Source organism: Dehalococcoidia bacterium (assembly GCA_035574915.1).
In the GTDB taxonomy this organism is placed as follows: domain Bacteria; phylum Chloroflexota; class Dehalococcoidia; order DSTF01; family WHTK01; genus DATLYJ01.
The window spans coordinates 1-12,521 of record DATLYJ010000171.1 but is presented as its reverse complement, the minus strand read 5'-3'; the positions used below and the strand labels follow the sequence as shown (position 1 = coordinate 12,521).

Annotated in this window: 14 protein-coding genes; 7 read left to right on the top strand and 7 right to left on the bottom strand. The window is 69.2% G+C overall.

The annotated features are described in order from the left end of the window. Positions 1-69 precede the first annotated feature (69 nt). Positions 70-855 carry an enoyl-CoA hydratase-related protein gene (locus VNN10_15310; GenBank protein ID HXH23387.1) on the bottom strand — a complete coding sequence of 262 codons (786 nt, stop codon included), beginning with the start codon at positions 853-855 and terminating at the stop codon, positions 70-72. A gap of 336 nt (positions 856-1,191) precedes the next feature. Here VNN10_15310 and VNN10_15305 point away from each other — a divergent pair, with 336 nt between their 5' ends. The 4 genes from VNN10_15305 to VNN10_15290 all read left to right on the top strand — a co-directional run bounded on the left by VNN10_15305 (position 1,192) and on the right by VNN10_15290 (position 5,021). Further along, positions 1,192-1,851 carry a VTT domain-containing protein gene (locus VNN10_15305; protein HXH23386.1) on the top strand — a complete coding sequence of 220 codons (660 nt, stop codon included), beginning with the start codon at positions 1,192-1,194 and terminating at the stop codon, positions 1,849-1,851. A 29-nt stretch (positions 1,852-1,880) separates the two neighbouring features. Continuing rightward, positions 1,881-2,789: a DMT family transporter gene (locus VNN10_15300; GenBank protein HXH23385.1), complete on the top strand. Its 909-nt coding sequence runs from the start codon at positions 1,881-1,883 to the stop codon at positions 2,787-2,789. Between the two features lie 76 nt (positions 2,790-2,865). Continuing rightward, complete coding sequence (locus VNN10_15295) at positions 2,866-4,158, top strand: CoA transferase (GenBank protein HXH23384.1); 1,293 nt, start codon at positions 2,866-2,868, stop codon at positions 4,156-4,158. Between the two features lie 185 nt (positions 4,159-4,343). After that, positions 4,344-5,021, top strand: coding sequence for a metal-dependent transcriptional regulator (locus tag VNN10_15290; GenBank protein HXH23383.1), 678 nt, complete (start codon positions 4,344-4,346; stop codon positions 5,019-5,021). Here VNN10_15290 and VNN10_15285 read toward each other — a convergent pair. The 5 genes from VNN10_15285 to VNN10_15265 form a co-directional block, all read right to left on the bottom strand. Next, positions 5,018-5,752 carry a ubiquinone/menaquinone biosynthesis methyltransferase gene (locus tag VNN10_15285; protein HXH23382.1) on the bottom strand — a complete coding sequence of 245 codons (735 nt, stop codon included), beginning with the start codon at positions 5,750-5,752 and terminating at the stop codon, positions 5,018-5,020. The two genes, VNN10_15290 and VNN10_15285, sit on opposite strands and share 4 nt — an antisense overlap. A gap of 44 nt (positions 5,753-5,796) precedes the next feature. Continuing rightward, positions 5,797-6,525 carry a glycerophosphodiester phosphodiesterase gene (locus VNN10_15280; GenBank protein HXH23381.1) on the bottom strand — a complete coding sequence of 243 codons (729 nt, stop codon included), beginning with the start codon at positions 6,523-6,525 and terminating at the stop codon, positions 5,797-5,799. A gap of 77 nt (positions 6,526-6,602) precedes the next feature. Next, positions 6,603-6,971 (bottom strand): hypothetical protein, encoded by a 369-nt coding sequence (locus VNN10_15275; protein HXH23380.1) that lies wholly within the window; start codon positions 6,969-6,971, stop codon positions 6,603-6,605. 93 nt (positions 6,972-7,064) lie between these two features. Continuing rightward, positions 7,065-7,784, bottom strand: a complete 720-nt coding sequence (locus VNN10_15270; protein HXH23379.1) for a metal-dependent hydrolase — start codon at positions 7,782-7,784, stop codon at positions 7,065-7,067. Continuing rightward, positions 7,781-8,014, bottom strand: a complete 234-nt coding sequence (locus VNN10_15265; protein ID HXH23378.1) for a hypothetical protein — start codon at positions 8,012-8,014, stop codon at positions 7,781-7,783. Before VNN10_15265 ends, VNN10_15270 begins: the two co-directional genes overlap by 4 nt. A gap of 79 nt (positions 8,015-8,093) precedes the next feature. Here VNN10_15265 and VNN10_15260 point away from each other — a divergent pair, with 79 nt between their 5' ends. From VNN10_15260 to VNN10_15250, 3 genes are all read left to right on the top strand, one after another. Next, entirely contained in the window at positions 8,094-8,789 is a 696-nt protein-coding gene (locus VNN10_15260; GenBank protein HXH23377.1) for a glycerophosphodiester phosphodiesterase, read from the top strand. A gap of 183 nt (positions 8,790-8,972) precedes the next feature. Further along, complete coding sequence (locus tag VNN10_15255; GenBank protein ID HXH23376.1) at positions 8,973-9,890, top strand: 5'-3' exonuclease H3TH domain-containing protein; 918 nt, start codon at positions 8,973-8,975, stop codon at positions 9,888-9,890. Between the two features lie 189 nt (positions 9,891-10,079). Then, positions 10,080-10,208 carry an SEC-C metal-binding domain-containing protein gene (locus VNN10_15250; GenBank protein HXH23375.1) on the top strand — a complete coding sequence of 43 codons (129 nt, stop codon included), beginning with the start codon at positions 10,080-10,082 and terminating at the stop codon, positions 10,206-10,208. A 244-nt stretch (positions 10,209-10,452) separates the two neighbouring features. Here VNN10_15250 and VNN10_15245 read toward each other — a convergent pair. Further along, positions 10,453-12,521, bottom strand: a 2,069-nt coding sequence (locus tag VNN10_15245) for a glycosyltransferase (GenBank protein HXH23374.1), incomplete at its 5' end; no start/stop codon positions are given.

The following is a 12,521-nucleotide window of genomic DNA, read 5'->3' as shown; positions in this document are numbered from 1 at the left end:
GGCAGGGGCGGCATAGGCCGATTATATCGGCCGGAGGCCGCTCGACCTATTGCATGGCGCGCGCCAGTCCTAGCGGGCCATGAAGTTCGCCGGCCGCTTCTCCGCGAAGGCCTTCGGTCCCTCGCGGGAGTCCTCCGTCAGGCGCACCATGCGCGAGAGGAGAGCTTCGAGGCGCAGGCCGTCCTCCAGGCTCATGTCCAGCCCCCGCATGATTGCTTCCTTGGTCGCTCGCACGGCGAGGGGCGCGTTGGCAATGATCTGGCGCGCCATTTCCTCGGCCGCCTTCATGACCTCCGCCTTGGGTACGACCCTGTTCACGAGACCGACCCGCAGGGCCTCCTCGGCGGTGAAGTGGCGGGCGGTGAAGATCATCTCCATGGCGACGCCTACAGGGATGGCGCGCGGCAGCCGCTGCGTGCCGCCGCCGCCCGGGATGATGCCGCGGGACACCTCGGTCAGGCCGAAGCGGGAGTCCTCCGAGCAAATGCGGATGTCGCAGCGCAGCGCCAATTCCAGGCCCCCCGCGAGGCAGTAGCCGTTGATGGCCGCGATGATCGGCTTCCAAGTCAGGACATCGCCGCCCGGGCCGGCGGCGATCGGGGAGGCGGGCTGCGAGCCGGCCACCTCCGCCTCGCGCGAAGCGCTCATCTCCTTGAGGTCGGCGCCGGCGCTGAAGGCGCGCTCCCCGGCGCCGGTGATGATGGCGACCCAGACATCGGGGTCGTCGCGGAAACGGCGCAGCGAGTCGTTGAGGCCCTGACGGACGGCGGCGTTCAGGGCGTTCATTGCCTCCGGCCGGTTTAACGTTATGTAAGCAATGCGGTCGCGCACCTCGTAGAGCACGGCGTCGGGCATGTTCCCCTCCGGAAAGACGGGCGGCGTGTAGCGGGCTGAGAATCCGCGAATGCGGGGCGTTGTGTCAATCGAAGCTGGACGCACATCGGCGAAACGATCCGGGCCGGTATCACCCTGGCGCCTCCGAGACTGGCATTGGCCTGCTAGAGGCCGCGCTACACCCCGGCGAACGCCTACAGCATCTGCAGCGACGCCCCGGCCGTGCCCCCACAGTAGCGGCCGAAGCATCGACTCCGCGCCCGGCGCGCCCTCACCCGCCCGGCGGGCGTCGTAATGTTGCCCCCAAGTTGGTCTCCTTGGTGGGCGGCGCACCGGGGTCTCCTATCATGGGACTCGATGTCCGAAGCCGACAACCTGATCGAGCGGGCCGAGGAGCTCGTCGACGAACTGCGCAAAGAACGCACGGAGCTCCAGGCGCGGGCCTACCTGCGAGGCTGGTTCCGGCTGGACTACCTCATCCTCGCCGGCCTCGCCATGCTCCTCGCCGGCTACGGGATCGCAATCTTCGTCCTGGGGCTCGACCTCGATCGGATGCGCACCTGGGGGTATCCGGGTGTCTTCTTTCTCGCCATGGCGGGCTCCGCGACACTGGTGCTGCCGACGCCGGCCAACCTGGCCGTCTTCTCAGGCGGCGTCGTGCTCGACCCCGTCCTCGGCGTCCCGGCGCCGCTGCTCGTCGGCCTCGTCGCGGGCCTGGGCGATGCCATCGGCGAGTTCTCCGGCTACGGGCTCGGTTACGCCGGCACTGACCTGGTACGCCACCGGCGCATCTATCAGACCTTCGAAGGCTGGATGCAACGCCGCGGCATGCTCACGATCTTTCTCCTCTGCACCTTCCCCAACCCCTTCTTCGACCTCGCCGGGGCCGCGGCCGGCGCCACGCGCATGCCGGCCAGACGCTTCTTCGTCGCCGCCCTCGGCGGCAAGATCATCAAGGACCTCTTCCTCGCTTACGGCGGCAGCTTCTCGATCGGCCTGGCCGGCGACCTCCTCTGAGCCGAACTAGCCTGTGGTACTAATGCGCCGTGAGATCGAGTGGCGACAGGCGGACGGACATCGCCATCCTTGCTGCTGGCGTCGCCGCCGTCAGCACGGCAGCCATTTTCATCCGCCAGGCCGACGCCCCGGCGCTGGTCATCGCCGCCTACCGCCTCACGCTCGCCTCCGCGCCGTTACTGGCGCTTCAGGCCCTGCGCCGGCGCCCCATGCTGCCGGCAGGCGGCCGGCGCCGGGTCCTGCTGACGTTGCTGGCCGGCGTCTTTCTTGCCGCCCACTTCGGCTTTTGGATCGCCAGCGTCCAGGACACGTCGATCATCACCTCTGTCGTGCTGGTCACGGCACAGCCGCTGTTCGTCGCCGCCGCCTCCGGGCCACTGCTCGGCGAAAGGCCGTCACCTCTGGCATGGGCCGGCATCGTCACGGCCGGCGCCGGCGGCGCTGTCATGATCGCGGAGGATGTCGGGCAGGGCACCGACGCCCTCCGCGGCGACGCCTTCGCCTTGCTCGGCGCCGCTTTTGCCGCTGCTTACATCCTGGCAGGCCGCAGGCTGCGCGCCACCGGTAGCGAATGGCTCCCGTACGTCACTACCGTCTACAGCACCGCGGCGGCCGTCCTGGTCGCGGCCGCGCTCATCGCCGGACATTCACCGACCGGCTACAGCGCAGAGAGCTACCTCTTCTTCGCCCTGCTTGCCCTCGTGCCCCAGCTCATTGGCCACACTGCTATCAACCGCTCGCTCGGCTACCTGCCCGCTGCCTCCGTCGCCATCGCCATCCTCGGCGAGCCCATCGGCTCCACTGTGCTTGGCGCCGTCTTCCTCGACGAGGTGCCGACGGCCCTCCAACTCGCCGGGGCGGCCATCGTCCTCACCGGCGTCTACGCGGGCCTCAGGGGGTCGCTGCGCAGCGGCGAGCCGGCCGTCGCCCCGGACTGAGGTTGTCGAGCTTACCCGGACGCCCGTAAGATCGCGCCACTCCGAGGCCCTCCCGGGCCGAGACAAGGGGTGCTCCTTGGGTCCGCTGTCCGGCTACCGCGTCCTCGACATTACGCAGATGATCGCCGGGCCACTGGGCTGCGAGCTCCTGGGCGACATGGGCGCCGAGGTCATCAAGGTCGAGCCGATCGACGGCGAGTCGACGCGCCACACCGCCGGCGTCATCCCCATGGAGGGCCTGGGCTTCATCCTCTACAACCGGGGCAAGCGCAGCATCCCGGTCGACCTGCGCCAGCCTGAAGGCCGCGACGTCGTCCACCGCCTCGTCCAGACAGCGGACGTGGTGGTCGTCGGTTACCGTCCAGACGTATGCCTGCAGTTCGGCCTCGACTACGAGCGCCTCGCCGGCATCAATCCCCGAATCGTGTACCTGCAGAACACGGCCTTCGGCTCCCAGGGACCGATGGCGCAGCAGGGCGGCTACGACATCGTCGTCCAGGGCCTTTCGGGCCTGATGGCCCTCAACCAGGGTGTAGACGACGAAGGGCAGCCGCGGCCGATCGTGCCTGCTTATGCGGACTACCTGACAGCCGCCTATATCGCCTGGGGCGTCACCGCTGCCCTCATGGTGCGGGAGCGCACGGGCGAGGGACAGAAGGTCGAGACCTCACTGCTGGCCTCGGCCCTGATGGGCCAGGTTGGCCGCTTGCGCTACTTCGACGCCCTGGACGCCGACACGACGCAACAGTTCCTCGACCGCCTCCAGGAGATGCGACGTGAGAACCGCCCCTGGAAGGAGCAACTGGCCCTGCGCGCCGAACGCCTGATCCCGGCGAACATCTACTACCGCGCTTACGCCAGCGCCGACTCCTACCTCATCGTCGCCTGCCTGAACAACCCCACGCGGGTGAAATTCCTGGAGATTACGGGGCTAGAGGACTTCCGCATGGTCAACGGCCGCCTCATCACCGCCGTCGAGCCCGGCGAGGACACTCCCGAGCGCCGTGAGCGGCTCCGCAAGCTCGTCGAGAAGGCGGAGACCGTCATGCGCTCGAAGACTACGGCACAGTGGCTCGGCATCTTCACGGCGGCGAAGATACCTACCGGCCCGCTGCGCTTCCCGGAAGAGGTGTTTTTCGACGAACAAGTGCTGGCGAACGGATACGTCGAGCGCCTCGAGCATCCGATCGCTGGTCCATACCGCACGGCCGCGCCGCCAGTGCGGATGTCGAAGACGCCGCTCGCCATCCAGGGGCCGGCGCCGACGTTCGGACAGCATGCGCGGGAGATTCTCGTCGAGCTAGGTTACGACCAGGACACCATCGACGCTCTCGTCGCGCGCCGCATCATCGCCGACGGCCCGCCCTGAGCCGCACCGATGGCGCCACCGGGGCGTCAGCGTGCTGCGCCGCTTCTCGCGAAGCGCGCCCGATGGTCCCGGGGCCGGCGGCGCCGCGGGCACGGCAGCCCCGGGCGTTCATTAGCCGAGGCTAACTCTGGAGAGCCTCCCGCGTAGAGTTCCACTCGGACCTACCGCAGAGCTACACTAACCCCGTGAACAGAGACGACATCCACCCCAGCCGCGCGGTCGACGATTACCTCCAGACGATCTACAGCCTGGAGACTGAAGGGGAGAAGGCGTACTCCGGGCGCCTGGCCCGCTGGATGCGGGTCAAGCCCCCTACTGCCTGGGCCACCGTCAAGCGCATGGAGCGCGACGGCCTGGTCACCGTGGACGACAAGAAGGCGATCCACCTTACGGACGTAGGCCGGGAGCTCGCAGAGGTCATCGCCCGCCGTCACCGGCTCTCGGAGCGGTTCCTTACCGATGTGCTCGGCCTCGGTTGGGCCGAGGGGCACGAACAGGCGCACATCTTCGAGCACGGGCTGACGCCGATGATCGAGGAGCGCCTCATGCACCTCCTTGGCAACCCGAAGACCTGCCCCCACGGCAGCCCCATCCCGGGGACCGGCGCCCATCTCGACCCCGCTCTCGTCCCGCTCGACCAGCTACAGGAGGGAGACGAGGCGGTCCTGGAGTTCATCTCCGAGGAACTCGAGGAAGACAGCGGCATCCTGAAGTACCTGGAGTCCCACGGACTGCGCCCGGGCGCCCGCATTCGTGTGCGCGAGGTCATCCGCTCGGTCGATGTGCTTAGCCTCGAGACGGACAAGGGGCCGGCGTCGCTCGGCCTTGCCGTCGCCGCCAGGATACGCGTCCGCCCGCGCTAGGGCGCGACCCCCGTGTGGATGACCGCGGAGCCGAAGGCCAGCCGCCGCACTTCGATGTCCCGCAGCCCCGCGCGCGCCATGATCGCCGCTATGTCCTCCACCCCTTCGAACCTGTCCACCGAGCGCGGCAGGTACTCGTAAGCGCTGCGGTCTCCGGAGATCAGGCCGCCGACCAGGGGCGCGAAGGTATGGAAATACCACAGGAAGAGGTGGCGGAAGCCCCAGAGCGTCGGGCGGTTCAACTCGAGGAAGACAACCCTCCCTCCGGACTCCAGCACCCGCGCCATCTCCCGGAAGGCGCCCTCCAGGTCGGGCACATTGCGGCCGCCGAAGGCCATGGTCGCTGCCCTGAAGGAGCCCGCCCGGTACGGAAGATGCATGGCATCGCCTTCGTGCAGCTCGAGGCGCGTAGCGCCGCGGCGCCGCACCTTCGCCAGGCCGACCAGGAGCATCTCGCGCGTCAGGTCCAGGCCCACAACCGACCCTGAGGGACCGACGCGCTTCTTGAGCACGAAGGCGCTGTCCCCGGTGCCCGTCGCCACGTCCAGCGCCCGGTCGCCGGGGCGCAGACGCGCGAGGTCCGCCATGAGATTGCGCCAGCGCAGGTCCAGGCCGAAGGAGAGCAGGTGGTTCAGCAGGTCGTAGCGCGGCGCGATGCGCGCGAACATCGCGGCAATGAGCCGCGGTTCGCCGTGCGCCGACTCCGGGGGGGCGGGATGGGCTGCAGCCACGGCCTCAGTCTAGGGTCGGCGCGCGGTTTGAGCGAATGAACTTCCTAGCCCAGGCCGTCCAGGTAGGCGATGAGCCCGCCAGGGTCGTCGGTCGTAATCCCGTCGACCTCGCAGGCGATGAGCCGACCCCAGTCCTCCGGCTGGTTCGCCGTCCAGCAGTAGACCCGGAGCCCCGCCTCGTGCGCGCTCGCCACTCTTTCGGCGTCGACGAGGTGGTGCTCGAGCGAGACAGCCACGCACTCGAGCTCGCGCGCCACGGCGACGACCGCCTCCCAGCTCTCGACCCGGCCTACGTTCTGCGTCCGGGTCAGCCCCGGCAATAGCCGCTTCAGCTCGCGCAGGACCTCGGCGTTGAACGCCCAGGCCGTGCACCAGCTAGCCGCGTCGTGCTCGCGGAGGATCGGGACCGAGGGCCCGACTGCATCCATGGTCTTGAACTCGAGGGCCAGAAGGCAGCGTCCCGCGACGAGCGTCAGGAGCTCCTCCAGCGTCGGCACGCGCTCGCCGCGGAAGCCCGGCATGCCCAGAGAAGCGTCGGCGGCCTTGACCTGCGCCAGGGTCAGAGCCGCCACCTCCCCACGGGCGTCTGTGGTGCGGTCCAGGGTGGCGTCGTGGATGATCACCGGCACGCCGTCGCTGGTCGCGCGGATGTCGCACTCCAGGCCGCCGGCGCCGAGCTCCATGGCCTTCGCGAAGGAAGCAAGCGTGTTCTCGGGCGCGACCGCGGCAGCGCCCTTGTGCCCGATGACCAGTGGCCGGCGCGGTAGGCTCACTGCGCCGCATCATAACCGTGCCGCGAACGAAAGAGGAGGGGCAGCACCCCTCCTCTCCTTGCAGCCCGGCGGCACACCTAGAGGTCTTCGATCTTCCGCTCGAGGTCGCCGAGGGCATCCTCGATGTCGTCAGCCAGTCGCTGCCACTCGGCGTCCGTGGCGTTCCTCAGGCGCGTGAGCTTGTCGTCAAGCTCGTCGCGTTCGTCCTTGAGGTCGTCCAGCTGCTCCTCGAGATCTTCCCGCGCGTTGCCGCCCTGTGCCTGCGCCCGGCGCTCGAGGTCGCTGATCTTCGCATCGATGTCATCCAGGCGGTCCTGCACGCGCGCCTCGAAGCGCTGGCGGTCTTGTACCGTGGCGCCCTCGTCAGAATCGTTGTCACTGCAGGCCGCGCCGGCAGCGAACACGGCAAACGCGGCCAGGACAACCCCAAGCAGTCTCAGTGCCAATTGCGTCACCTCCTTGAGGCCACGCTAAGCCTCAGGAGGTGTCGCGGGACTAACCTCGTTACGATGGAGCTTGCAGCGCTGTGGCAGCAGCCTTCAGCGGAACGGCGTCACCCAGCTCGGCCCGCCCCAGCTGAAGTCGAAGGCGTTGGTATGGATTACGTGGGCGAATACCAGCCAGCCGAGAAGCCGCGTGACCCCGAAGACGAAACCGAACCGGTAGATGACGAGCAGCCCGGAGGGTGGCAACACGCGACCCGCGAGCTTCATCACGGGGTCGTTCGGCAGGACATGCTGCTCGAAATACGCCCTCTGTAGCACTCTCCAGCTCACGAGCGCGAGCACCAGCGCTGCAAGGTCGGCCACCAGCCCGAGGCTGCTGTAGTAGGCGAAACCATCGAGATGCTTGCCTTCCTCCGCCGCGTAGGCCCAGGCGCCGAGGGATACCCGGTCAGTGCTGAAGGGGAACAGGAGCATCGTCCCGTTGGTGTCCAGGATGTCCGTGACGGCGTGGGCGAAAAGCCCGAGGCCCAGGCTGAAGGCCCAGACCCCGTGCCGGCTCACCGCGTAGACCAGCAAAGCGACCACGATGGCGAAGAGCGGCGTGTGGGTAAACCCCGCCCCGGGCCAGCCGCGATGGAATAGCGCCGGGTCGTCCGCCTTGATCTCGACCCCGAAGAGGCTGATGCCGTACACGTACCACTTCGTGAACATGTCCGGCCCCAGCGAGCCGATGTAAAGGGGCAGCATCGTCACGCGGCCGCCGAGGTGCTTCTGGAGCGCGTAAGGTTCGAAGTCGTGCGCCGTCCAGCTCACAGATGCTTCCTGAGGTACTCCGGCAGGAGCGCCACGCCGGCGAGCAACAGGGCCGCCGTAAGCAGCATGTTGTTCAGGAGGTCCGGGATGAGGAGCATTGCCGCCAAGACGACGGATGCGCTCAAGACGTAGCGCGCGGCCTCGGCCTCCACGTACCAGCGCGCGAGGCGGCGGCGCAGGCTCCGGCGCGGAGGAAGGCCTGCGGCGTGCTCTTCGGTTTCCCTGGCCATGGCTAGAGCATTCCCTCTGGGGTTGCTGCGGTCAAATGACGCCCGGCCTCAGGCGTATTAGGATCGCCTCGTGCCGCCGATGATCATTGCTCACCGCACATGCCCCGCCCATGAAGCGGAGAACAGCATCGCCGGCATCCTCAAGGCCGCCGAACTCGGCGCCGATGGGGTCGAGATCGACCTGCGCATGTCGCTGGACCAGCGCCCTTTCCTCATGCACGACCGGACCCTGCGCCGGACCACAGGCTGGCCGCTGCCCGTCGCCCTGACGCCCTCGTCCGTGATCCGCCGCCTGCGCCTGCCGAACGGCGAACGCGTCCCAACCCTCGCTGAGGCGCTCGATGCACTTCCGGACGGCCTGGTGATCGCCGTGGATGTGAAGACGCCCTGGGCTGTCCTGCCCCTGGTCGCGGAGGTCAAGCGGCGGGGCATCCAGGAGCGCGTCCTGATCTGGTGTCAGAGCGCGCTCGCCTGCCGCTACGCCAGCCGCAGACTCCCGGACGTAGAAGTCGCCTATCTCAAGACCGCGCTCGACCCGGCGTCGCAGCGCCGCTTTCTGGACACTGCCGTCGCCTCCGGCGCCCGCGCCGTGTCCACGCACTGGCTCGCCGTCTCCGCCGGCCACGTCGCCGACGCGCACGCCCGCGGCCTGCGCATTTTCTCCTGGCACGAGAAGCACGACCTCGAGCCCGATAAGCTGCGCGCCGGCCTCGACATCCTGATAACCGACTTCCCCCGCGAAGCCCGCGCCGCCTACGCAACGCATAGCGCCTAGGGCGCGGCGGCAGCGCTCTGCCCCTCGAGCGCTGCCCTGAAACTTCAGGCCCTCAGGACTCTCACCGCACGGAGGACGATGAGGACCAGCGCGAAGCTGCGCGCCTCCTTCCCCATGCACTCCTGAGGCCCACGTTTCGCTGTACCGCAGTTGTGGCTGCTGCTAATGCGGTAACGTAGCTCCGTGGATATCTACCTGCTCGACGGCACCTACGAGTTGTTCCGCTACTACCACGCCCTGCCGCGGCACCAGACGGCCTCTGGGATCGAAGTCGCCGCGACGCGGGGCGTGCTCACGACTGTGCTCTCCATGCTCGAGACCGGCAGCACCCACATCGGCGTCGCCACCGACCACGTGATCGAGTCCTTCCGCAACGGACTCTGGCCCTCCTACAAGAGCAGCGCCGGCGTGCCCGCCGACATCCTCTCGCAGTTCCCTCTTGTCGAGGAGGCGCTGCAGGCGATGGGCCTCGTCGTATGGCCCATGGTCGACCTCGAGGCTGACGATGCGCTCGCCTCGGCCGCGGCAGTAGCGGCGGCGCTTCCTGATGTCGAGCGCGTCTACATCTGTTCACCGGACAAGGACCTGGCCCAGTGTGTCCGCAACGAGCGCGTCGTGCAGCTCGACCGCCGCGCCCGCAAGGTCACCGACGCCGCTGGCGTGCGCGCCAGGTTCGGCGTACCACCGGCCTCGATCCCTGATTACCTCGCGCTGGTGGGCGACAGCTCGGACGGCTATCCCGGGCTGCCGGGCTGGGGCGCGAAAACGGCCTCGCTGGTGCTCGACCGCTTCGGCCACATCGAGGACATCCCCGAGCGCTCCGGCGAATGGGGTAGCCTCGGAATACGCAACGCGGCCGTCCTGGCCCAGACGCTGGCACAGCACCGCCACCTTGCGCTCCTGTTCAAGGACCTCGCCACGCTCCGCACGTCGGCCGCGACTTTCACGGAGGCGGACGAGCTGCGCTGGCGCGGCCCCACGCCCGAATTCGACGCCCTCTGCCGCCGGATCGACGCCGGCAACCTCCCGCGCCGCGCCCGAGAGATCGCGGAGAGCGTGGCGCGGGCGCCAGCCGCTGCCGTGGACCCTCCAGGTCGATAGGGCAGGGGCGCATGCTGGTCCGGCCGGCCGCCGGGGCCGCTTCCGTCCCGCCCGCTGCGAGCTTGAGGCTACACTATCGAGACCACATTGAAGGAGGTGCGCCCATAAACACGTACGAAGACCTCCACGAAGCTCCGCGCTTTTGAGCGCACCAGTAAGCGCCGCAATGGTTACCCTTCGGAGTCACGCGTGAAGCGAGGCCTGCAGGTCGTGCACGGCGCCAAGGAATTAACCGAGAAGCTCGGCCGCAATGACCTCTGTCCATGCAACTCAGGCCGGCGCTTTCAAGAACTGCTGCCTGAAAGCAGGGCGCTTTAGACGGCAGCCTCCGTAACCACTACCTGCGCAAATGATGCAGGCCAACGTCACGGCTCGCAGGGGCAGGCCGTGGCCGCCCCTGCGAGGCCCGTTTCATCCCCCGGGCCTTCCGCCTCGCCCGGCCACCTTAGCCCTTCACCACCGCCAGCGGCGACAAGCGGTGCACGGGCCGGACCAGGTCCGGCTGCGCCGCGATGACGCGGTCGATGTGTGGTGGGCACGTCCCGGACATGCCGGCGAGCCGCTACGGGCCCGAGGTTGCGGGCGCCGCCGCCTCGAGGTCGAGGCCCACCTCGCGCAACAGGTGGACGAGGCGGCCGCGAATACAGTCCGGGCTGAGGTTACGCCGCACGTAGTCCAGACCGGCGGCGGAGACCGCGGCCCAGAGCCCGGCGTCGCGGTACAGCCGGGCCGTAGCCGCCGCGAACGCCTCGGCCCCGTCGGCGACCAGTACCTCCACGCCGTCGCGCAGGCCCATCGCCTCGGCGATAAGGCTGCTGGTCACGCCGGGCAGGCCGGCCGCCATGCTCTCTCCCAGCTTTCCGCTCGTGCCGGCGCCAAAGCGCAACGGCGCGACGAACACCTTCCGGCTCGCCAGCAGAGGCCCCAGGTCGGGGACCCAGCCGGTCACGACGACACCCTCTCCCGCCAGCGCCCCTATGCCGGAGCTGGCGGGGTCGCCGGCTATGGTCAGGACCGCCTCCGGCAGCTCGCGCCGCAGCAGCGGCATCACCTCCGAGGCCAGGAACCTTGCGGCGTCCACGTTCGGCTCATGCTGGAAGTTACCGACGAAGAGCAGCCCCTCGCGTCGTTCCGGGCCGGCCACCTCCGCGCTGGGCTCGTGGACGGTGGGGATCAGGTGCACGCGCGCGCCCGGCGCCAGATCGCGCAGCACCGCCGCTTCGGCCTCGCTCACGACCACCGTGGCGTCTGCGCCCTTCACGAGCGCCACCTCCGTCTCCCGCAGGCGCTCGGCGTTGCGGCGGGCGCGCGCGTCGCCTGCCACGCCCGCCCGCCTTTCCTCTCGCAGGAAGTGCAGGTCGACGGTGTCGTAGACCACCTTCAGGGCCGGGTCCAGGCGCCGCAGACGCGGCATCAGGTCTCCCGCGACCTCCGGCCGGGAGAGGAAGGCGACGTCATAACGGCCGCGCGACGCCAGGTAGGCCTCCAGGTCCTGCACGCCGTGCACGACCTCGATGCCGGCGCGCTGGAGGGCCGTCGTGTACGGCTCCAGCGGTGTGCGGTCGTGCGGCACGAAGGTCACGGCGAGCCCGAGGCGCCGCATCTCCAGGAGCAGGCGGTACATGCGCAGCGAGCCAGCGTCGCGGTCGAAGCTGGGCACGGTGTAATCGGCCGCCAGGACGCGCCCGCGCGCGGACCGGTCGCGCTCCCGGGGCCCGGCCGGCCGCCTGCGCAGGCCGTCTTCGCCGGCCGGCAAGGAGGCGCCGTGCGCCTCTAGCGCCTCACGCCAGCGTTCTGTGAACTTGAGGCGGTTGACCTCCTGGTAGCGCCTGACGCCATGGGCCGTGTCGCGCCCGTGCGACACGCCTTCGAAGTGCACGACGCGCGCCTCCGGCTGGTACACGACCCGATACCCCAGACCCCGCGCCTTGAAGGCGAGGTCGACGTCCTCATAGAAAGCGGGCGAGTAGGCAGCATCGAAGCCCCCCGCCGCTTCGAACACTGCCCGCTTCACAGCGAGGCACGAGGCGGAACAGTAGTCGACGTCGCGAGCGTAGAGGTAGAGCGGCGCCTCCGGGTCGTCGCCGCGGCCGTCGTCGCAGGTGAAGCCATCGCGTGTGACGATCCCGCCCGCCGCCTGCAGCCTCCCGTCGGGGTCGATGAGCCTTGCGCCGGCGATGCCAGTGGCCGGGTCCGCTAGCGACCGCAGAAGCGCCTCCAACCAGCCGGGCTGCGGCTGCGTGTCGTTGTCCAGGAACACCAGGACATCCGCCCGCGCTTGTGAGGCGCCAGCATTCGCGGCCGCTACGAAGCCCTGGTTCTGCGCCAGCCGCACCACCCGCAGGTTCTCGACCCGGTCCAGCACTTCCGCTGTGTCGTCCGTCGAGCCGTCGTCCACGACGATGACCTCGCAGTCGACGCCGGCAGTGTTCTCGGCCAGGGCCAGGAGGCAGTTGTAGGTGTAGAGGCTCTGGTTGTGGGCGGAGATGATCACGGACGCCTGCGGCCGGCTGGAGGGCGGGAACGCGAGCGGCCGGGCGGGTTCGTTGGGCCGGCCTCGCGTGCCGGCCTTTGGCGCCAGCGATGCCCGCAGCTTCGGCGCCCAGATACCCGGCCGTAGCAACTGCGCGC

Excerpts from the sequence above, each read along its gene's own strand:
- VNN10_15310 (HXH23387.1), bottom strand. The coding sequence starts at position 855 with ATGCCCGACGCCGTGCTCTACGAGGTGCGCGACCGCATTGCTTACATA.
- VNN10_15305 (HXH23386.1), top strand. The coding sequence starts at position 1,192 with ATGTCCGAAGCCGACAACCTGATCGAGCGGGCCGAGGAGCTCGTCGAC.
- VNN10_15265 (HXH23378.1), bottom strand. The coding sequence starts at position 8,014 with ATGGCCAGGGAAACCGAAGAGCACGCCGCAGGCCTTCCTCCGCGCCGG.
- VNN10_15260 (HXH23377.1), top strand. The coding sequence starts at position 8,094 with ATGATCATTGCTCACCGCACATGCCCCGCCCATGAAGCGGAGAACAGC.